Source organism: Bacteroides sp. M10 (genome assembly GCF_014334015.1).
GTDB lineage: Bacteria > Bacteroidota > Bacteroidia > Bacteroidales > Bacteroidaceae > Bacteroides > Bacteroides intestinigallinarum.
In genome coordinates, this window is sequence record NZ_CP060488.1 from 523,232 (window position 1) to 544,924 (window position 21,693).

The 21,693-nt window shown below is 37.7% G+C and carries 16 protein-coding genes and 1 tRNA gene; 8 read left to right on the forward strand and 9 right to left on the reverse strand.

Annotated features, from left to right (window positions below; all coding sequences use genetic code 11):
* Positions 1 to 73: 73 nt before the first annotated feature.
* The 3 genes from H8796_RS02115 to H8796_RS02125 form a co-directional block, all read right to left on the reverse strand.
* Entirely contained in the window at positions 74 to 2,620 is a 2,547-nt protein-coding gene (locus H8796_RS02115) for a hypothetical protein (protein WP_117936680.1), read from the reverse strand.
* Positions 2,621 to 2,994: 374 nt separating this feature from the next.
* Complete coding sequence (locus H8796_RS02120) at positions 2,995 to 5,193, reverse strand: GH92 family glycosyl hydrolase (protein ID WP_187343925.1); 2,199 nt, start codon at positions 5,191 to 5,193, stop codon at positions 2,995 to 2,997.
* A 32-nt stretch (positions 5,194 to 5,225) separates the two neighbouring features.
* On the reverse strand, positions 5,226 to 6,500 hold the full coding sequence (locus H8796_RS02125; protein WP_117936684.1) for a histidine-type phosphatase: 1,275 nt from the start codon (positions 6,498 to 6,500) through the stop codon (positions 5,226 to 5,228).
* A gap of 230 nt (positions 6,501 to 6,730) precedes the next feature.
* On the opposite strand from H8796_RS02125, the gene sppA reads away from it, so the two are divergent.
* The 5 genes from sppA to H8796_RS02150 all read left to right on the forward strand — a co-directional run bounded on the left by sppA (position 6,731) and on the right by H8796_RS02150 (position 11,704).
* Positions 6,731 to 8,509 carry a signal peptide peptidase SppA gene (gene sppA / locus H8796_RS02130; protein ID WP_117936686.1) on the forward strand — a complete coding sequence of 593 codons (1,779 nt, stop codon included), beginning with the start codon at positions 6,731 to 6,733 and terminating at the stop codon, positions 8,507 to 8,509.
* 10 nt (positions 8,510 to 8,519) lie between these two features.
* Positions 8,520 to 9,650 (forward strand): tetraacyldisaccharide 4'-kinase, encoded by a 1,131-nt coding sequence (lpxK, locus tag H8796_RS02135; protein WP_117936688.1) that lies wholly within the window; start codon positions 8,520 to 8,522, stop codon positions 9,648 to 9,650.
* Positions 9,607 to 10,416, forward strand: coding sequence for a purine-nucleoside phosphorylase (locus H8796_RS02140; RefSeq protein ID WP_004327187.1), 810 nt, complete (start codon positions 9,607 to 9,609; stop codon positions 10,414 to 10,416). Before lpxK ends, H8796_RS02140 begins: the two co-directional genes overlap by 44 nt.
* Positions 10,417 to 10,432: 16 nt before the next feature.
* Positions 10,433 to 11,470, forward strand: a complete 1,038-nt coding sequence (gene thiL, locus H8796_RS02145) for a thiamine-phosphate kinase (RefSeq protein ID WP_004298938.1) — start codon at positions 10,433 to 10,435, stop codon at positions 11,468 to 11,470.
* Between the two features lie 161 nt (positions 11,471 to 11,631).
* Positions 11,632 to 11,704 (forward strand) — tRNA-Phe (locus H8796_RS02150).
* Between the two features lie 137 nt (positions 11,705 to 11,841).
* On the opposite strand, the gene H8796_RS02155 is transcribed toward H8796_RS02150, so the two are convergent.
* From H8796_RS02155 to H8796_RS02175, 5 genes are all read right to left on the reverse strand, one after another.
* Complete coding sequence (locus H8796_RS02155) at positions 11,842 to 12,291, reverse strand: cold-shock protein (protein ID WP_117936690.1); 450 nt, start codon at positions 12,289 to 12,291, stop codon at positions 11,842 to 11,844.
* Between the two features lie 53 nt (positions 12,292 to 12,344).
* Positions 12,345 to 13,469 carry a DEAD/DEAH box helicase gene (locus H8796_RS02160; protein ID WP_117936692.1) on the reverse strand — a complete coding sequence of 375 codons (1,125 nt, stop codon included), beginning with the start codon at positions 13,467 to 13,469 and terminating at the stop codon, positions 12,345 to 12,347.
* A gap of 90 nt (positions 13,470 to 13,559) precedes the next feature.
* Positions 13,560 to 14,633, reverse strand: coding sequence for a nitronate monooxygenase family protein (locus H8796_RS02165; protein ID WP_187343926.1), 1,074 nt, complete (start codon positions 14,631 to 14,633; stop codon positions 13,560 to 13,562).
* 371 nt (positions 14,634 to 15,004) lie between these two features.
* The gene (locus tag H8796_RS02170) at positions 15,005 to 15,304 is read right to left on the reverse strand and encodes an RNA-binding protein (RefSeq protein WP_117936696.1); all 300 of its coding nucleotides are present in this window, start codon (positions 15,302 to 15,304) and stop codon (positions 15,005 to 15,007) included.
* Positions 15,305 to 15,615: 311 nt separating this feature from the next.
* Positions 15,616 to 16,911, reverse strand: a complete 1,296-nt coding sequence (locus H8796_RS02175; RefSeq protein WP_117936698.1) for an AIPR family protein — start codon at positions 16,909 to 16,911, stop codon at positions 15,616 to 15,618.
* A 315-nt stretch (positions 16,912 to 17,226) separates the two neighbouring features.
* Between H8796_RS02175 and H8796_RS02180 the strand changes: the two genes are divergently transcribed.
* Positions 17,227 to 17,994 carry a LuxR C-terminal-related transcriptional regulator gene (locus H8796_RS02180; protein ID WP_117936700.1) on the forward strand — a complete coding sequence of 256 codons (768 nt, stop codon included), beginning with the start codon at positions 17,227 to 17,229 and terminating at the stop codon, positions 17,992 to 17,994.
* A 36-nt stretch (positions 17,995 to 18,030) separates the two neighbouring features.
* Here H8796_RS02180 and H8796_RS02185 read toward each other — a convergent pair whose 3' ends face one another.
* Positions 18,031 to 18,615 (reverse strand): phosphoglycerate mutase family protein, encoded by a 585-nt coding sequence (locus H8796_RS02185; RefSeq protein ID WP_117936702.1) that lies wholly within the window; start codon positions 18,613 to 18,615, stop codon positions 18,031 to 18,033.
* 139 nt (positions 18,616 to 18,754) lie between these two features.
* Between H8796_RS02185 and H8796_RS02190 the strand changes: the two genes are divergently transcribed.
* Both H8796_RS02190 and H8796_RS02195 read left to right on the forward strand, forming a co-directional pair.
* Positions 18,755 to 20,818 (forward strand): UvrD-helicase domain-containing protein, encoded by a 2,064-nt coding sequence (locus tag H8796_RS02190; RefSeq protein WP_117936704.1) that lies wholly within the window; start codon positions 18,755 to 18,757, stop codon positions 20,816 to 20,818.
* Positions 20,819 to 20,916: 98 nt separating this feature from the next.
* A complete protein-coding gene (locus H8796_RS02195) occupies positions 20,917 to 21,213 on the forward strand; it encodes a DUF1905 domain-containing protein (protein ID WP_117936773.1) in 297 nt (98 codons plus the stop codon).
* The last annotated feature ends 480 nt before the right edge of the window (positions 21,214 to 21,693 follow it).

Consider the following 21,693-nt stretch of genomic DNA (forward strand, 5'->3'; position numbering starts at 1 on the left):
ATTATTTCTTAAAGTTTCATGATATACCCATTAAGAGCAAGATATATAAAAGAAAAGAAGAAAATCGTATACCCTACAATTTCTTTATCAGCTCTTCATACGTAAAAGGAGGATACTCATTTAATAAATGATGATAGTCCGATCTAAATTTTTCAAAACGGCTTTTAGACAAACCTTTCTGTCCCAATTTATACAAAGCAATACATTTTAATCGGATAGCTTCCTCATCTATATCATCATGTAGTAAAACAACATCTGCAATTTTTTGCATAGATACCAAATCTCTTTGTACTTCTACTGTTTTAGACTTTTCCAATAGGAAATTTATAATCTTCCCTGAATATTCTGATTTATAATGATCAATCCAATCAGTTATCATATTAGGCAATAAAATTCCCTGAGATGCCAATTCCAAAATTTCAGCAAGCCTTCTACTATCAAAATTGGAAGATAATTTATCTTCCAATAAAAGTGATACTATCGTCGCATAATCAATAAATACCTCGCTACCAATATCTAAAAGCCAATAACTTTTTTCATTTTTCAACGTTATATCACCAATCTCTTTCAATAATAATCTTAACTTACGTATATTTACATTCCTATTGTTAGAAGCGCTATCTTTATCCATACCAGACCAAAAAGTTTCATCTAAGCGTTCCGAAGTTATACCCTTCCCATTCTGAATAAAATTCAGTAAGATAAACAAGAACATCTGACGAATTACAGGAGTAAACTTCTGAGTAATGTCATTTCCATCACTATCAAAAATTTGCAACCCTCCCAACAAATAAATAGCAGAAAACTGCTTTCTATTTATTAAATCAATTGTATCTTTATCAGAAAAGTTAGATGTGGTTATGTTACTTACTTTCTTTTTAGGCCTAAAAAAGAAATAAAGTAACAAAATCAAACCTACTCCTATTCCTGCTAATAATAAATATACAAATCTTTTAGAATCAACTCCATTATCCAAATATTTATCTTGCAAAATATCTGTCCAATTTAGAGGAGGATAAGACAAAGAATATACATCAACAGAGTAAAATCCTGATTCTTTTTCCTGCAATAGAATTGAATAAAGGTTGTTTGTCGATTTATTCAGAAAAATATCACAAAAAGATTCTGAATCCAAAAAATTATATGGAATAGAATCAGCAAAGGATTTCCGTTCAAATTTTTTTAAATCTACAGAAAATAGAGATAAAGAAGAATGAAATCTATCATTAAAAAATTTTAGAGTATAAAAATTGTTGTTTAAAGAATCAATCACCATTGAATTAGAATAAACAATTGGACCTTCTACTGGAAATTCTGTTAATTTCTGACAAGATAAATTTCTATAATCGATTAAATATAAATCATGCAAATTTTTAGGAAACTCTTCCTGTTTCCCAGACGCACTGCCGTACCCTCCCATTAATAGAAATTTTCCATTGCCCATATTCCCGATAGAACTTAAATATCTCGGCGACAACAAAGAACTTATGGTATCAATTTTCCATTTGCAACCATCCAGATCATGTATTGCCAGTTCTGCATTATATGTATGATTCCCATAACCTCCAAAAACGACGAGAGTATTTGTTAAAGGATCCACAAAACGATTATGTTGTTGAATAACTGCTAATTTTTCAGTAGGATGATTAGGCCATTCACCATTATTAAAATTAAAAGAGATAAGACTATCATTCAAAATACTATAAGAGATCAATCGATGTTTCACTCTATCATAGATCAACTGGCTTCCCCCCGCTTTATAGGGTTGTCCTTTCTTGACCTCCATTTTTTCAATCTGATCACTTTTAATATTATACTTATATATATATTTATCACTAGCTATAAAGATAATACCATCTTCCTTATCACAAGCTATTTGGACATTTTTTTCCGAAAAAGGAATTGAGATACAATGTTTCCATTTCACATGCCCATCAATATCCCAAATACCATTTTCTACTACTGCCCTCTTACCACCTATTAAATCAAAGATTTCATCTCTGTTATGTTGTTGCATTCTCCAATAATGAATAAGTTCGCCTTCATTATTGTACAATCTCAAATCTCGAATAGCCATAGGAGGCACGTCTGTTGTATAAAAACTAGAGTATCTATTTTTTCCAAAAGAAATTTTAATATTTTCAAATCCTTTTAATGGATGAGAAATGATTTTCATTGTAGAGTCAACCATGCATCGAATACCATTCTCATCAACGTCTATTCTAATCTTCAACCAACGATCTGTAACACTATCTTTGTTGCACTGGAATTCGCAATTTTTCAAAATACTACTAGATTTACTCAACACATAATTCAATTTTTCTGTATTCAAATTAGTTATTAAATCAAAACTTGATATTTCATCCAATATAATACGAAAAACATAACCATAAGTCAAGTTAGCTTCAAACAATTTTAAATCAAAACTCATTGAAAAGCCTGGCTTCAAATTAAAGCATTCTTCGGGAGACAAATCAAGACTAGTTCTTTCATCCTGATTAACTGTATGAGAACGAAATGTTAGCCCATATCTCGTTGAAGCAAAATTTACAGGATTTCCCCAAGCAGCATAATTACCGACAAATAAAAGCATTATTAAAATATATATACCTCGCTGCATAATATAATTTCTACTTTTTAAATACAAAATTTGTGTTCTTCAATGCTAGAAATACTAGAGATGCAAACATACATAAAAATATTCTGATTTTACGCAAATCAAACAAAAAACAAAGCTCCTATTTTCATCAAGCTACTTCAAATTAGTTTATGCTCTATATATTTTCAAATTATGAAACGACTGAAAAATATTAGATAATACAGTATAAAAATATATCATACATGCAACCTCTGAAATATCCACATATTATATTTATAGGTCTCAATTGTCATTGCATTTTACAATCTACGTCTTACATCTTTATAAAAGAATGTCCAATAAAAAAAGGCAGCCCTTAAAAGGCTGCCCTACTGATTCTATCAGAAACAAATTTATTACTTCATCTTATACACCAGTGTACCACCTTTTACAATATCTTCATGTGAGATTGTTTTCTTCGTATATGGTTCACCATTCAATGTAATACTATCTACATATTTATGTTCTTTCGATAGATTCTCTGCAATAATTGTGAAAGTCTTGCCATCAGCCAAATGCAAGGTCATTTTTGGTAATTGTGGAGCACCGAATACATATTCTGCACTCACCGGATCTACCGGATAGAATCCCATCGCACTAAGCATATACCAGGCAGACATCTGTCCGCAATCATCGTTTCCACAAAGTCCATCAGGTTTGTTCTTGTATTGAGTATCGAATATTTCACGAACCAGTTCTTGTGTACGTTCCGGACGACCTGCCAATGCATATAAATAAGTTACATGATGACTTGGCTCATTGCCATGAGCATACTGCCCAATCAGTCCGGTTACATCTGACAGACTTTCGCCTTCCAACTTAACGGTAAACAATGAATCTAACTTATTCAGGAAAGGCTCTTCACCGCCAAATAACTGAATCAATCCCGGTACGTCATGTTGTACATGCCAGGTATATTGCCATGCATTTCCTTCTGTATAATCTCCACCGATACTTTCAGAATGTCCTAGTGCACTTGGATTAAATGGAGCTTTCCAAGTTCCATCAGCCTTGCGCGGACGCATGAACTTCGTTTGTGGATCGAACATATTCTTATAATAATCAGCACGTTTTGCAAAATATGCCGCATCTTCCTCTTTGCCCATACGACGTGCCATATCGGCAGCAGCATAATCATCATATACCGATTCTAAAGTAGAAGATACAGATTCAGCTTTTATCAGGTCTGTCGGGAAATAACCATATTTTGTATAAACTTCCCAATCGGACTTCAACGGATGAGACACCGTCTGCGTCTTCTTTATTATATTGAAAGCACGTTCAGCATCGAAACCACGGAATCCTTTACGATAGGCTTCGGCAATAACTGATACGCCGTGATTACCAATCATACAGAAATTCTCTTTGCCCCACAATCCCCAAATAGGTAAGAAGCCTTGCACTTCACCTTGTTCAATAAGAGAATTAACAAAGCCATCCACACGTTCGGGAATCATTAATGTATAAAATGGATGAGCAGCACGATAAGTATCCCACAAAGAGAATGTGGAATAGAAAGTACCCATTCCGGCTTTCACTATAGAATCAGCAGCATTACGATACATACCGTCTACATCCGAAATCTGATTGGGTTGAATCAATGCATGATAGAAACAAGTGTAGAAATTTGTTTTTTCATCATCCGTACCATCTATTTCAATACGGCTCAAATAGTTATTCCATTCATTATGGGCAGCAGTCTTCACTCCTTCAAAATCCCAGGCAGGAATTTCTGCTTCCAGATTCTTTTTAGCCCCATCTACACTGGTAGTAGAAAGCGCCACTTTCATCATCAGCTCGTCTCCCGGTTGCATATCGAAAGAGGCAATAATACGTTTGCCTTTTTCTGTCTCTCCCATTGGAAGATAAATCGAATCGACTACCGGACGGTTGAACTTCATCACAAAGAAATAATCCTGATTCACCCATACCGTATTATTGACATGTCCTGTCAGTGTCTGGGCATCTTCCCAGTTTACTTCGCAACTGTTGACCTGTGAATGATATTGCTCTTCTCTCCATGCAGGACCATGTTGCAGGTCGATCAATATAGAGGCAGAATCAGCTTTATGATAAGTATAGCGGTGAAGGGCAGCATGGATAGATGCTGTCAGTTCCGCTTTCACCTGCGGATCGGAAAGTTCCGTAGTGTAATATCCCGGAGTAGCCGCTTCTTTGTCTTTAGGGAAATGACTACGATAAGCATCCCATGCACGGACACGTGTACCCGTGACCGGCATCACCAGAATATCGCCTAAATCCATACAGCCTGTTCCATTCAAATGTGTCTGTGTAAATCCCCAAACCAGAGAATCCTCATAAACATATTCAGAACAGTAACGCCAACCGACTGCACCCGTCACAGGGCTGGTCTGTATCATACCGAAAGGATAACATGCGCCGGGAAATGTATGCCCGTTGTCTGCGCCACCGATAAAGGTATTAACGTATTGAGTATAATCTTTTGTATCCGTCTTTTCAGCCGGAGTACAAGAAGAATAAAAAAACAAGCCTGCTGCCAGAGTTGCAGCCATAAAAGGGGTTTTTCTTCTCATGGTAAATATAATAATGTTAAGTTAATGTCGCATTATATATGCTGATATTTATCTAATTTTTCACGATAGTAGCTTTCTACATCTTTCCAGTGGTAATAAGGAGCTACGTCTGTTTTCACCGGTAGTTTAGTTTCCTTTTCATTAAGTAATACTTTTACCAATACATCGTTACTTCCTTTTTTATGGAAAAAGACGAATTGCACGTTACTAGCCATCGGGAAAATATCATACGCTCTCCATTGTTCGGATAACTTTTCTACGTCAGGGTAAGATTCTCCATAATGATTCAGTTCCAATAAAGCGACTAACGGTAACAGACAAGACTCATGACCAAATCTTAAAGTGGCCTGGTTCTTACCTTCTTTCAAAGCAGCATCTGCCCTATCTAAAATATTACGCAACAAGTCGGCTTCCCGATAGGGCATCAAACCATCCGTTACAGGAGAACAAGCGTGTGTCAGATACCAATATAAGTTGTTACAACTCCATAGATCATAACACTCTTCATCTGTGAAAAGAGAATATAGCTGCATATCTGTATCATGACTCTGCATATTACAAGCCAAATCAAAAAGACGTCTCATCAGGCGCGCTTCATCAACATTTGCTTTTACATACGCTTCGTCTGTAAACAATGTTTTCATCAACCGTTGCGGGCGTACATGGGTAGCTTCAAAATCTTTCTGAACCTTTTTCACTTTATCGGAACCAGCTATTTTACTCAAATCCTTAGCAGGAGGATTCATGTAATACATATCATGGTAACTTGCATCATTCTTGATACATAGATTAGGATTCATCGCCTGCAATTGGAGACATTCGGATGTCATGGATAATATACACCGGATGACAACTGTGGAACGGGCATCCACTTCTGTTCCATCAGCAAATATCTGTGGGAAATTAGTATACATACGCTTTGCAATTCCTCTGTGTTGGCGTGCTCCTACCGAAGTCAGTTCACCAAGACGACCTTCCGCCATATCAGCCATGCGCAAAACAATATCCAGTGTGTTTTTACCTGTTGTAGTAAGTTTGTTTAAAGAGTCGGCTTTTAATAAAGTTTGCTTGGGGAAACGATAATCATTCGGATCAATCAGATACCGTGAGCCATGACGCATATATGTGCTGATATAAAAAGGTTCGTACCCCTTAGGAGCAGCTGTCTGCTTGGCAGTAGGCGTAGGATATGCATAATAATTATTAGCGGATAAATACCGGTTTGCACGGATCTCTTCACGAGCAGTTTGCGCTTGTACCGTCCATACAAACAAAAGCAATAAAAGAATAGATGTGAGTTTTTTCATGATAGTATTATTCAATGTATTAATAGTTGTGCCACAAAATTAGAGATTTCTTCTCATTTAAAAGGATTTGATACAGACAAATATACTTAAATCTTAAATGGAGGAAGTTCCTATTTATGTGGATTCGCTGTGATAAAACAAAAATTCGTACGACTTATTGAATAAATATCAACTCAATTATTTATCTTTGTTAGCTTAATAACAAGCTGGCGCAAAAAACAATAAGTATAATGAAAGATTTCTTGAAATTTACACTTGCCACAGTGACAGGTATCATTTTGTCAAGTATTGTATTATTTATAATCAGCATGGTAACGTTGTTTGGCATCATGTCTGCTTCGGACACGGAAACAATCGTAAAAAAGAATTCTGTAATGATGCTCGACTTAAATGGAACGTTGGTTGAACGTACGCAAGAAGATCCGCTGGGTATTTTATCACAGTTGTTGGGTGACGGATCTAACACGTACGGACTGGACGATATTCTTTCTTCTATCCAGAAGGCTAAAGAAAACGAAAATATTAAAGGGATTTATCTGCAGGCAAATTCATTAGGCACCTCCTATGCTTCTTTGCAGGAAATCCGCAACGCACTGCTCGACTTCAAAGAAAGTGGAAAATTCGTTATTGCTTATGCAGACTCCTATACGCAGGGACTTTATTATCTTTCCAGCGCAGCCGATAAGGTGTTGCTCAATCCCAAAGGAATGATTGAATGGCGAGGTATCGCCTCTGCTCCCTTGTTCTACAAAGATCTGCTGCAAAAAATAGGAGTTGAGATGCAGGTGTTCAAGGTGGGAACTTACAAATCTGCCGTAGAGCCGTTTATTGCTACGGAAATGAGTCCTGCCAACCGCGAACAGGTTACCACATTTATCACTTCTATCTGGGGACAGGTTACGGAAGGGGTATCTACTTCACGTAATATTTCTGTAGACTCACTGAATGTCTATGCAGATCGCATGCTCATGTTCTATCCGGCAGAAGAGAGTGTAAAATGCGGATTGGCTGATACTCTGATTTATCGCAATGATGTGCGCAATTATCTTAAGAAATTGGTAGAGATCAATGAAGATGATAATCTTCCTATATTAGGATTGGGCGACATGATGAACGTAAGGAAAAATGTGCCGAAAGATAAAAGCGGTAATATCGTAGCTGTTTATTATGCATCCGGTGAGATTACAGACTATCCGAGCTCTGCAACTTCCGAAGACGGGATTGTTGGTTCGAAAGTCATTCGTGACCTGCGCAAATTGAAAGATAATGATGATGTGAAAGCTGTTGTACTCCGTGTCAACTCTCCAGGCGGAAGTGCTTTCGCCTCGGAACAAATCTGGCATGCCGTGAAAGAGCTGAAAGCAAAGAAACCGGTCATTGTTTCTATGGGTGATTATGCTGCGTCAGGAGGTTACTATATCTCTTGCGTTGCCGATACGATTGTTGCAGAGCCTACTACCCTGACCGGTTCTATCGGAATCTTCGGTATGATTCCTAATGTGAAAGGATTGACTGATAAAATCGGTTTAAGTTATGATGTCGTAAAAACGAATAAATACGCTGATTTCGGAAATATCATGCGTCCGTTTAACGAGGATGAGAAATCATTGCTTCAAATGATGATAACTGAAGGATATGATACCTTTGTAACTCGTTGTGCCGAAGGACGTCACATGACGAAGAAAGCTATCGAGAAGATTGCCGAAGGACGTGTATGGACTGGGGAAACTGCTAAAGAACTGGGATTAGTAGACGAATTAGGTGGTATTGACAAGGCACTGGACATTGCTGTTGCAAAAGCCGGTATCGAAGGCTATACCGTTGTCTCTTATCCGGAGAAACAAGATTTCCTGTCTTCCCTGCTTGATACGAAACCGACGAATTATGTAGAATCACAATTACTGAAAAGTAAATTAGGCGAGTACTACCAGCAATTCGGTTTACTGAAAAATCTGCAAGAACAATCCATGATTCAGGCACGTATTCCGTTCGAACTGAATATTAAATAAACCGTAATACATGGACGAACACTTTATCAAGATACATAAGTGGCTCTACCCTGCCTCCTGGCTCTACGGAGCAGTGGTAATGATGAGAAATAAACTCTTTGACTGGGAAGTTCTCCAATCAAAGAGTTTTGATATACCTATTATCAGCGTGGGTAATCTCGCTGTAGGAGGGACAGGAAAAACTCCGCACACTGAATATCTGATAAAGTTTCTTTGTAATCAATATAAGGTAGCTGTATTAAGCCGGGGATACAAACGGCACACGAAAGGTTATGTATTGGCAACTCCGGAAAGTACGGCAAGAAGCATTGGTGACGAACCTTACCAGATGCATCAAAAATTCCCGTCTGTTACAGTAGCTGTCGACGAAAAGCGTTGTCATGGCATAGAAAAGTTGCTTGCACTGCAAAAGCCTTCAGTAGATGTTATCCTATTAGACGATGCTTTCCAGCACCGATACGTCAAACCGGGATTGAGTATTCTGTTAACGGATTATCACCGGTTATTCTGTGATGACACTTTGCTCCCCGCAGGACGGCTTCGTGAACCAATTAGCGGCAAGAACCGGGCGCAAATCGTTATTGTCACCAAATGCCCGCAAGACATCAAGCCTATTGATTATAACATTATCACGAAACGGCTGAACCTTTATCCATATCAACAGTTATTCTTCTCATCGTTCCGGTATGGCAACCTGCAACCAGTGTTCCCTACCATGTCTCCGGACACAAATGCTATTTCGACAAACCATGAGATTGCTTTGTCCTCACTGGCAAACACTGATATATTATTGATGACGGGAATTGCCTCACCTGCTCCCATTCTCGAAAGACTGGAAGGTTGTACCAAACAGATAGATTTACTATCGTTTGACGATCACCACAATTTCACTCATCGGGATATACAGCTTATCAAAGAACGGTTTCATAAACTGAAAGGAGAACACCGGTTAATTATTACCACCGAGAAAGATGCAACACGCCTGATTAACCATCCGGCTTTGGACAAGGAATTGAAACCATTTATCTACGCCTTGCCTATTGAAATTGAAATATTACAAAATCAACAAGATAAATTTAACCAACATATTATTGACTATGTTAGAGAAAATACAAGAAACCGCAGCTTATCTGAAAGGTAAGATGCATACCAGTCCGGAAACTGCTATTATACTAGGCACCGGGCTTGGCAGTTTGGCAAACGAAATCACCGAGAAGTATGAAATAAAGTATTCGGATATCCCCAACTTCCCGGTATCTACCGTCGAAGGTCATAGCGGTAAGCTGATTTTCGGCAAACTAGGCAATAAGGATATCATGGCTATGCAGGGGCGCTTCCACTATTACGAGGGTTATTCGATGAAAGAAGTAACTTTCCCTGTACGTGTCATGCGTGAATTAGGTATCAAAACCTTGTTTGTATCCAATGCCAGTGGCGGTACAAATGCAGATTTCGAAATCGGTGACCTGATGATTATCACTGACCATATCAACTATTTCCCCGAACACCCGCTTCGCGGAAAAAATATCCCTTACGGACCTCGTTTCCCGGACATGAGCGAAGCATACAGCAAGGAATTGATTAGTAAGGCTGACGAGATTGCCAAAGAAAAAGGAATTAAAGTACAACACGGAGTGTATATTGGTACGCAAGGTCCTACTTTCGAAACTCCTGCCGAATATAAATTATTCCATATTCTTGGTGCTGATGCGGTTGGTATGTCTACCGTTCCGGAAGTTATCGTAGCCAATCATTGTGGTATCAAAGTTTTTGGTATTTCCGTCATCACCGACTTGGGAGTAGAAGGAAAAATCGTAGAAGTAACACACGAAGAAGTTCAGAAAGCCGCTGACGCTGCTCAACCGAAAATGACCACGATCATGCGCGAACTTATCAACCGTGCCTAAACAACCATCCCGATTTATGAGAACTGAAATAGCATCTCTCGGTGAGTTTGGTCTGATTGACCGCCTCACCGAGGGAATCAAACTGGAAAACGAATCCAGTAAATATGGAGTGGGCGACGATGCCGCCGTTCTCTCCTACCCTTCAGAAAAGCAAGTACTGGTAACAACCGACCTGCTTATGGAAGGTGTGCATTTTGACCTGACTTATGTTCCCTTGAAGCATTTGGGATATAAATCAGCAGTAGTTAATTTCTCCGATATTTATGCCATGAACGGTACTCCCCGGCAGATTACGGTATCTCTTGGTCTTTCCAAGCGTTTCAGCGTGGAAGACATGGACGAACTTTATTCCGGTATCCGTCTGGCTTGCCAGCAATACAATGTCGACATTGTGGGAGGCGATACCACTTCTTCTCTGACAGGTCTTGCTATCAGCATTACTTGTATCGGCGATGCCGATAAGGATAAAGTAGTTTACCGTAATGGAGCCAAAGACACTGACCTGATCTGTGTTAGTGGCGACTTAGGAGCAGCCTATATGGGTTTACAACTCCTGGAACGTGAAAAAGTCGTATTGCAAGGTGATAAAGATGTCCAACCGGATTTCTCCGGCAAAGAGTATTTATTAGAACGCCAATTGAAACCGGAAGCGCGCAAAGATATCATTGAGAAATTGGCAGCCGCCAATATTGTCCCTACTTCTATGATGGACATTTCCGACGGCCTGTCATCAGAACTGATGCATATCTGCAAACAAAGCAATGCTGGTTGCCGCGTTTACGAGGAGCATATCCCAATCGATTATCAGACAGCTGTTATGGCCGAAGAGTTTAACATGAATCTTACAACTTGTGCCTTGAATGGCGGAGAAGATTATGAACTACTCTTTACTGTTTCCATCGCCGATCATGAGAAAATTTCACAAATGGAAGGGGTTCGTCTCATTGGACATATTACCAAACCCGAACTTGGCTGTGCATTGATTACCCGTGATGGACAAGAATTCGAACTAAAAGCACAGGGATGGAATCCATTAAAGGAAGATAAGCAATAGATTTCATCACATACCTGAAATATTTTTTATCTTATACAACACTGATAATAAGCCGACTAACTTTTTATCAGTGTTTTTTATTTCCAGAAGACTTGCAGAATCCAAAAGTTTCACTACCTTTGCAACCGCAAAAGAGATATTACCGGACCGAACAAGCACGAGGTGCCATAGCTCAGTTGGTAGAGCAAAGGACTGAAAATCCTTGTGTCCCCGGTTCGATTCCTGGTGGCACCACTATCGATTCGGTAATAAAAAATCCCTTGAACTTCAAAAGTTCAAGGGATTTTTTATTTTATCAGTTTCGCTCTTGCCTTATCATATAACAGATGAGAAGATCCAAGGATCAATTCAGACAAGAGCCGACATTAATCCTACTTCTTTTCTAAAGTAACATTAACAGCATTCATTCCTTTCAGACCACGTTCTAAATCAAATGTTACAATATCATTCTCTGCAATCTCCGACACAGCGTTGTTCACATGAAAAAAATACTTTTCAACTCCAGCAAGGTCTTTAATAAAACCAAAACCTTTTGCTACATTAAAGAATTCCACACGACCTCTCAAGATGACAGGTTCCTCTTCCTCTTTTTTCGGAGTTGCTATTACGATCTCATCCGGATTAATTTCTTCTTTTCGGATATCATCAGCGGGAGGAGTCGAAGTTATCATTCCGTTCTCATCTACATAAGCAATCATATCCTCAAAGCTATTTGAACTGCCCGATAATTTCTTGCTTTCTTTCTTTTTCAACTTTTCTTCTCGTTTAGCGAGTCTTTTCTTTTCATTTTCACGTTTACCAACTGTCATGGATTTTGCCATAGAATTTATATTTAGTTTTATATTAATTTTAAAGAGATTGTTATTTGTTGATTTTAGATAGTAAAATTGGCTTTATTCAGCTTCTTACCCGTCAGTTTCTGAATATCATTAACGAGTTTACGTTCTTCCTGCGAGCAGAATGTCAGTGCTGTCCCTGTATTGCCAGCTCTTCCGGTACGTCCGATACGATGCACATACGTTTCCGGCACATCAGGAAGATCATAGTTAATAACTAAAGGAAGTTCGTTAATATCGATACCTCTGGCAGCAATATCAGTAGCAACCATCACACGTGTTTTACCCGACTTGAAATTTCCCAAAGCCAACTGCCGCGCTGCCTGACTTTTATTTCCATGAATCGCCTGGCTACCAATTCCTGCCTTGCCCAGTATCTTTACGATCTTATCAGCATTATGCTTCGTACGCGAAAATACCAACACCGACTGATCTTCTGATTTTTGCAAAATCGAAACCAGTAAAAGACTCTTTTCCTTTTTCTCTACGAAATAAACCACCTGTTCAATAGCATCCACAGTCGATGATTTCGGAGTTATGCTGATTCGTACAGGATTCTTCAACAAAGAATTCGTTAAAGAAATAATCGTATCAGGCATTGTAGCGGAGAAAAATAAAGTCTGTTTTTCTTTCGGAAGTTTCGGCAATATCCGCTTGATATCATGAATAAATCCCATATCAAGCATACGGTCAGCTTCATCAAGTACAAAATGACGAATACTATCCAGACGTATATGGCCCTGATTCATCAAGTCAAGTAAACGTCCTGGTGTAGCAACCAGGATATCAATTCCTTTGTGCAACATATCAACTTGCGGACGTTGATTGACCCCTCCGAAAATAACCCCATGCCGCACTTGGGTGTATTTGGCATAATCATTAATGCATTCACTTATTTGCAAGGCAAGTTCGCGGGTAGGCGTCAATATCAACGCCTTGATTCCCCGGCACTTTACTGCCTCTTTATTCGTTTGTAAATGTTGTATAATAGGAATAGCAAACGAAGCAGTCTTACCTGTTCCCGTCTGCGCACAGCCTAATATATCTCTTTTGGCCAATGCAGCCGGGATTGCCTTTCCCTGAATGGGAGTAGGCACTGCATATCCTTTTTCTTCAATAGCTTTTAAAATCGGTTCGGTTATATTTAATTCTTTAAATGTCATAATTGTTATTTTTGCTGTATTAAAACAGCCATTAATTTATATTGCAAAGGGATAGACAAACTCCATCATGAGAATGCATAATCCCAAAGATTAAGCCAGTTTATGGGTTGCTAAGAAAAACTCGCGCTCCAGTGTACTCATCACTTCTTTGACACTGCTGATTTTCTCAGCGAGAAAGGCATTGCTACCGGCAAAAGCATAGCCTTTTTTCATATTTCCTCTGGCTGCATTATATAAAGCCTTAATAATGCAATAGGGACTTTTTGTATAATCACATGTCTTAATACAGTGGAATGAACAGCTTTTAGGCTTTTCCAGACCGTTGTTCACATTGTGAATAAATTCCCCGTCAATAGCTCGTCCTGGCATTCCCACAGGACTTTCAATAATAAGAACATCTTCGGACTTGGAGTGAATATATACTTCCTTGAACGTCTCGGACGCGTCACATTCCTGGGTGGTAACAAATATACTTCCCATTTGTACCCCTGAAGCTCCCAGCTCCATAAAATGTGCAATATCTTCACCCGTCGAAATACCGCCGGCAGCAATCACCGGAATCTGTTTCTGTTCTTTATAACTGGATGCAATCATTACCACTTCCGGAATCAAAGCTTCCAAAGCATAATGCTGATCCTGTAATTGTTCTTTTTTGAATCCTAAATGTCCACCGGCTTTAGGACCCTCCACCACGATTGCATCGGGCAGATAATTATAGTTCTTCTGCCATTTATCGCAGATGATTTTGGCTGCTCGTGAAGAAGATACAATAGGCACCAGCTTGGTTGTACTCTCCGGAGTCAGATATGAAGGCAGGTCGAGTGGAAGCCCGGCACCGGAAAATACCACATCAATCTTTTCCTCGATTGCGGTGCGCACCATATCCGCATAATTCGATAAAGCAACCATGACGTTTACGCCAATAATACCTTTTGTTTTCGCACGTGCTTTCCGGATTTCCTCTTTCAGCCCGTTAATACATTTTTCAGGATAAGTACCTTTCCCTTTGGGATATAACAAACCTAAACCTGCGCATGATATAACGCCTACTCCTCCTTCGTTTGCTACTGCCGAAGCCAAACCCGAGAGCGAGATACCTACTCCCATTCCACCTTGTATTACAGGTGTTTTTATCTCAATATTTCCTATAAAGAATGATTTCATATGTTTTATTTTGCTTTGGAGCAATTGAACAAGATAAACAGTGTGAGCACACTTTATTCAAGCGCTCAAGATTGGCCCTGTCATTGACTATTTGCCTTGTTGGGTGTAATTTATTAAACCTTTACTCCTGACTTCTTCAAGAGTATTGTGTATTACAAAAAAGTCTAATAAATCTATTTTCAGAATGGAAAGTGCAGGAGTAGATATTCCTGATATTGCATAGAAAAAGAGCCAGAATTAGCAGAACTTAAATGTAATATGATTTTTTGTCTTCTCCTGTGTCAATCAGAAGATTCCTCCGTTGAATCATGAAACGGAAATAACTTATTAAATAAAAGCAGAAGATATTGTCTTCTGCTTTTATTCGGATATTAATATCTTCTAGAGTTATTATAACCACCACGGCCACCACCGTTAGACGGTCTTTCAGTACGAGGACGTGCCACGCTTACTGAAATAACTTTCTGGTCGTATTCAACTCCATTTAGTTCGTCAATTGCTTTTTGTCCTTCTGCATCATTCGGCATTTCTACGAAAGCAAATCCTCTGGATCTACCAGTTTCTCTGTCAAAAATTACTTTAGCTGAAGAAACTTCTCCAAACTCTGCAAATAAATTTGTTAAGTCAGCATCATTAGTGCCATAGCTTAAACCTGAAATGTAAATGTTCATTTAAAATTTTATTAAAATAAATACTAATTTGGAGTGAGGAGGATAATTAAAGACAAGGACTGCTTGCTAATAAAATATTATAAAGAAGAACTATACGATAATGATTCGTAACTCAAACTCTTGGTACAAAGGTAACACAATAAATCAGATAACAGTTGTTTTAATCATCATTTTTCGGAAGAAAGACGATTATTATCATTTGTTAGCATACTAGACATTCTCTTAATCCACCGAAGGCCAAATATTCAAACAATAAGTCTAAAAAAATAATGGGATGGTTAACATTCCGCTATCCATCCCATTTCTTATCATTACATTACTTTATCAAAAATATTTTCGGCTTCCCGATACATAGGTTGAGTTTTACCTACTTTCTGTGGATCATAGTTCAACATCTTTATTAATGCTATATACTGTGAGAAATCAAGTTGTTCGAAATTAAGCATCATGGGATTTATCTTCCACACGACTTTCTGTTCGTGTTCATCATATTTCATCAAATTAGTAAGCCCACACAAAAGTGGATAAAAATAACCATGAGGATACTGATATTTAGCTTTTTCTTCAATTGTACCAAATGGAACATCATTTTCTTTAATTTTCACTTCACCAATACGACCAAATTTTCCATGACTAGTACCATATAAATCTGGAAACTCAAAATAAAGCTTATCATAGAATTTAATAATGTCTTCTACCAGATCTAAAGCCGATTTAACAATTTCATTCTTTAAAATATACTTGCCTTTTTCTCCTTCTGAAACAGCAGAATGTGCCAAGACCTCATTAAAATAATCAACACATTTACTTTTCTGCGAATAAATACTAATCTTATTAAGCGTCTTTATATCTTGAGGTAATAATCCTTTATCTTGCAAAAACAATAATGGTAAAGTAGCCAGACTGATGACATCTTCTGCTTTTATCTTACCGATACTGCCAGTCTTCCATATTATCTTATAATCATACAATTTATCTTTCAAATATTCATAATAACCAACCTGATTACCTTTTGCGGTTTCTCTTAGCTGTACGTTATTATTACGGGCAGAACATATTTCTGATATATAATCATAAAACTCGTCCAAAGCTCCGGTTTCATCAGAAGGAGATAATATTTCAATAGGAATCGAAAATTTGAATTGCTCTTTCACCTGTTCAAATCGTTCCAAAACATTATCATAATTTTCATCCCAGAACTTCTTGCATTCATCCCATGTTTTGAATGAAATACCATACAATTTATCTATAATAAATCTCGCAATAGCAAATGTATTGTGCCCACCATCCATAATGCCTTCATAATCGGCATTATCTAAAGATATCCTCACTCTACCTCTATCCAAGATCTCACACTCTTCCGTAGATAAAAGAATGCCTTTGGTTTTATACCAAAACAACTCTGGTGATTTATCCAAAGTCTCATAAATACTTTTTGTAATAGGATTTACTGTTGCAGTTCGAGGATTAACTTTAGTATCTGCTTTAAAAAGCAATTTAATAAAAGTCAAAGGTGAAATACTAGAAACAATCTTTTGAATTTTAACACCTTCTCTTGAATGTTGAAGCAAATTAGAATGTTCTAATTTAATAATTATTGTCGCCATCTTATATTATTGCAGGGATGCTTAATAAATAATATAATATTATGGAGGAAGAGTAACTAAGTACATCCCTATTAACCCTTAATGACTATCCAATCATAATACCTTGTATCTATCCAGACACGAAAACACCTATCCAGGTGTACTACTTCCAGTAGTGTTGCAAATATACACATTTTTTATTATTTACAAAACAGATACCCCAAAAATATTAATCTATTTTGAAACAAACTCCTATATTCCTTGATAGTCTCTTACAATATATCTATTTTTGCTAACTATTAATCAGCAATATATCTCCCAGTTAAGTCATTCTGTATGAAACCAATTAATACCACCCGAGAAGAAATGTGGGCAAAGCAACATCTGTCTGCCACCGACATTAATTATTCCGTATGGGAACAGGATAAATCCATACTTCATCAACTCTCGAAAATTAGTCGTAACTGTACATTTGTTGTCGATGTGTATAAATGCAAATATATTTACGCCTCTCCGAATTTTGTTGATTTATTGGGATACGACAGCCACAAGATAGAAACACTAGAAAGGCAAGGTGATTATTTGGAATCGCGCATTCATCCGAATGATCGTGCACAACTAGCAGCATTGCAGGTCACTCTAGGGCAATTTATCTATAGCCTGCCCTTTGAACAGCGGAACAACTACTCTAATATTTACAGTTTCCGCATACTTAATGCTAAACAACAGTACATACGTGTCACAAGTAGACATCAGGTATTGGAACAAGATCGTAATGGTAAAGCCTGGCTTATAATAGGAAACATGGACATATCGCCCGACCAGAAAAAATCAGAAATGGTAGATTGCACCGTTCTGAATCTAAAAAATGGAGAGCTATTCTCTCCTTCTCTCTCATTTCAACCTTCTACTAATCTTACTAACCGGGAAATAGAGGTATTATGTCTTATTCAAAAAGGTCTGTTAAGTAAAGAAATTGCAGACAAACTATGTATCAGTATTCATACCGTTAATATTCATCGGCAAAACCTGTTACGAAAACTAGGCGTACAAAATTCTATTGAAGCCATTCGTTTAGGACAGGAAATTGGATTGCTAGGTTAATTCACACCTTCTTTCTTTCCATACTTTTCAATCCGGTTAAGGTATCCATTCCACCACACCCGTAACCGGATGAAATCTCCTCCACTCTTCAAATTCCGGATAACTACGTACTCCATCCCGAATTACAGCTTGATAATATTCCACTCCCATAATCTTCTCCATATCAGGCGTTTCATTCTTTAAAGTCAAGATAGCCAGTTTCATTTCATCTGTCATCACCGCAGAAATACGTTCGGCTACTCTCTCAAAGTAACCGTCGTAACGAGAACCCTCCCGGATATGAATCATATCAATTTGCCAAAGTTCACCTACCATATCCTGATACCATGCATGCCACTCTACACACGCTTCCACTGTATGCAACAAATTAACACACTCAATCTTCTTGACAGACGTATTTTTCGCCAATTCAGCCATCGCCCGAAAGCTATCATGCAAGTTCAAAAAAGAAGTATAAATATGGAAGTCAATATCCCGGTGCTTCATCAGTAATCCAGTACGCAATGAGCCCACCAGATTCACTTTGGCACCAATCCCTTCCCATATCTGAATGATATGAGTATCCTCTATGATCTCCCAGGCTTTCTGTTGGTTACGTTCAGCTAATTCAAGAACATTCATCTTTCTCCTTTTTAAGTAAGTATGCAAAAATAGGAAAAAGGACAAATATATAGCTATAAATAACTATTTAATCCCTCAATGAGCAGAGCTAACTTTGCCTGCAATTTCAATTCTTCACCATACCATTAACAAAAAGATTATGATATTCAATCAAACAGAAAAACAGGAAAAAGAGTACTTGCAGCAAGTCATAACCACCATCAATGATACGATCAACACCACCAGTACTTCTGTCAAAGAACATATAGACACCCTACAGGAGTACAAAGATTACCTATGGTCGAATAAGGATATCGATCCGCACGAAATCCGTTCTATGCGCGAAAGCATATTAAATCATTTTGCAATAGGCGAAAACGTAATTGACAAACGCAGACGGCTAAGCAAAATACTGGATATCCCCTATTTCGGACGAATCGACTTTCAGGAAAAGAAAGACAAAAGCCTGATAAATCCAATCTATATAGGAATACACACTTTCTATGATTTCAAGCAAAAACGAAATCTTATTTATGATTGGCGAGCTCCTATTTCAAGCATGTTCTACGATCATGAATTAGGCGAAGCGACCTATTCTTCTCCGGCAGGTGAAATTAATGGAACAATCTTGCTCAAACGCCAGTACCGTATTCGTAAAGGAAATATGGAGTACATGATTGAAAGTTCTGTAACTGTTCATGACGATATTCTGCAAAAAGAACTATGCTCCAATGCCGACAACAAAATGAGGAATATCGTTACGACCATCCAAAGGGAGCAAAACCGAATTATCCGTAATGAGAATGCCGCCGTACTTATCATACAAGGTGTTGCCGGTTCAGGGAAAACTTCTATTGCCCTCCATCGTATCGCCTACCTGCTTTATGCGCAGAAAGGACAGATTTCTTCCAAAGACATATTAATTATCTCACCCAATAAAGTATTTGCCGATTATATATCGAATGTACTTCCGGAACTTGGCGAAGAGACCGTTCCCGAAACCAGTATGGAACAAATTCTTTCAGAGGTACTTGATAACAAATATAAATACCAGACTTTCTTTGAACAAGTAACAGAATTATTGGAAAAGCCGACACAAGACTTTATCAAACGGATACAATACAAAGCCACCTTCGAGTTTATATCACAACTTGACAAGTTCATTCTTTATATAGAAAACAACTATTTCAAAGCCATAGATGTAAAACTCACAAAATACATCACCATTCCTGCTGAATTTATTAACGAGCAGTTCAAACGATTCCATCGCTATCCCATACGTCAACGATTTGAGACTATGACAGATTATATCCTGGAAATGATGAAACTTCAATATAATCAAACGGTCAGTACTCCGGAGAAAAACCAACTAAAGAAAGAGATAAAAAATATGTTTGCAGGAAATAATGATCTTCAAACCTATAAGGACTTTTTTGAGTGGATCGGAAAACCGGACTTGTTCAAGATGCGTAAAAACCGCCTACTGGAATATGCAGATTTAGCACCTTTAGCCTACCTGCATATCGCATTAAATGGAAACAACACCCAATTTTATGTCAAACATCTTCTAATAGACGAAATGCAAGATTATTCTCCCATACAATACAAAGTGATTCAAAAACTTTATCCCTGTCGAAAAACAATTCTTGGAGACGCTTCCCAATCCGTCAATCCTTATGGCTCTTCCACGGCCGATATGATCCAAAAAGCATTTACAACAGGAGAAATAATGAAACTTTGCAAAAGCTATCGTTCAACTTTTGAGATAACCAGCTTTGCACAGAAAATTCAATCGAACAATGAGTTAGAACCGATTATGCGACATGGAGAACACCCAAGAATTCTTCAATTCAGAAATACAGAAGAAGAAATACAAAGTCTTTCTGATCTGGTAAGTTCCTTCAAAAGCTCCCATTATACATCATTGGGAATCATCTGCAAAACAGAATCCCAAGCGAAAGAACTTGCTCAAAAGTTCCAGCCATATACAGATTGTATTTCACTTTTATCCAACCAAAGTTCAACCTATATAAAAGGTATCATCATCACTTCTGCCCACATGGCAAAAGGACTGGAATTTGATGAAGTCATCATTCCGCAAGCAGATGATAAAAACTATCATTCCAGTACTGACAAAAGTATGCTTTATGTAGCAGTAACAAGAGCAATGCACAAACTTACCTTAACCTATTCTGGTCCTTTGCGCATTTGTCGATTCCTATGAACATGTGTTTAAACAACTATTAAAAATGAATTGAGAGAGAATATAATAGCCAATCTCCTATTATTTCCTATTTTTGCAACTATATGGAAAATAAGGGAATAAAATACGAGTTTACCGCAAAAGTATGGAATTACTCATCGACAGCCGGAACAGGTGGTTGGTACATCGCCTGCCTGCCGAAAGAAATGTCCAAAGAAATAAGAGAGAATCTTAAATTCTTAGAAGAAGGCTGGGGGCGATTGAAGATGACAGCCAAAATCGGCAACACACAGTGGGAAACCGCAATCTGGTTTGACACAAAACTCGATACTTATTTGCTTCCTCTCAAAGCAGAAATCAGAAAAAAGGAAAAAATCGGAACTGAAAAAGAGGTAGAAATTATGATTTGGATTTAAAGGGGTAAGTAAGAAGTGCAACTTCCCTCCCTCCTTCACACAATATAACAGTATACAAAAACTAAGGTTCTGGTTATAGTATGCAAGTCTAAAAACTCATTCCTAGAATGTTAAATACTATTCGTTAGAAAAATCTTAATATATAACATTTACATATTTATTTACACGAATAACATTCAGACTATTTCTTTACATAAATAAGATTAATAAGTTTCTCAATTTCGAAAATTTGCGCAATTTACCATAACTCTATTTTTTGATTCTAGGAAGCATTCCGTTCCTTTTAAACCAACGAAGTGTTTCTCGGTGTGGAACAGGTTGTTCCTTTTAAAGGAACAACCTGTTGGTTTTAAAGAAAAAAAAGAAAGCGTAACAAGCTATAAAGCAACGCTTTACATAAATTCCATCTAAACTACCCTTTCATAAGAAATATTTCAACACAAGAAAACTAATATTCATATTAAGCATGGCGATATATTA

Coding starts and splice junctions, on each gene's coding strand:
- H8796_RS02160 (WP_117936692.1), bottom strand. CDS start 13,469: ATGACATTTAAAGAATTAAATATAACCGAACCGATTTTAAAAGCTATT.
- H8796_RS02190 (WP_117936704.1), top strand. CDS start 18,755: ATGATATTCAATCAAACAGAAAAACAGGAAAAAGAGTACTTGCAGCAA.
- H8796_RS02140 (WP_004327187.1), top strand. CDS start 9,607: ATGTTAGAGAAAATACAAGAAACCGCAGCTTATCTGAAAGGTAAGATG.
- lpxK (WP_117936688.1), top strand. CDS start 8,520: ATGGACGAACACTTTATCAAGATACATAAGTGGCTCTACCCTGCCTCC.
- H8796_RS02155 (WP_117936690.1), bottom strand. CDS start 12,291: ATGGCAAAATCCATGACAGTTGGTAAACGTGAAAATGAAAAGAAAAGA.
- H8796_RS02115 (WP_117936680.1), bottom strand. CDS start 2,620: ATGCAGCGAGGTATATATATTTTAATAATGCTTTTATTTGTCGGTAAT.
- H8796_RS02165 (WP_187343926.1), bottom strand. CDS start 14,633: ATGAAATCATTCTTTATAGGAAATATTGAGATAAAAACACCTGTAATA.
- H8796_RS02170 (WP_117936696.1), bottom strand. CDS start 15,304: ATGAACATTTACATTTCAGGTTTAAGCTATGGCACTAATGATGCTGAC.
- thiL (WP_004298938.1), top strand. CDS start 10,433: ATGAGAACTGAAATAGCATCTCTCGGTGAGTTTGGTCTGATTGACCGC.
- H8796_RS02125 (WP_117936684.1), bottom strand. CDS start 6,500: ATGAAAAAACTCACATCTATTCTTTTATTGCTTTTGTTTGTATGGACG.
- H8796_RS02120 (WP_187343925.1), bottom strand. CDS start 5,193: ATGAGAAGAAAAACCCCTTTTATGGCTGCAACTCTGGCAGCAGGCTTG.
- H8796_RS02180 (WP_117936700.1), top strand. CDS start 17,227: ATGAAACCAATTAATACCACCCGAGAAGAAATGTGGGCAAAGCAACAT.
- H8796_RS02175 (WP_117936698.1), bottom strand. CDS start 16,911: ATGGCGACAATAATTATTAAATTAGAACATTCTAATTTGCTTCAACAT.
- sppA (WP_117936686.1), top strand. CDS start 6,731: ATGAAAGATTTCTTGAAATTTACACTTGCCACAGTGACAGGTATCATT.
- H8796_RS02185 (WP_117936702.1), bottom strand. CDS start 18,615: ATGAATGTTCTTGAATTAGCTGAACGTAACCAACAGAAAGCCTGGGAG.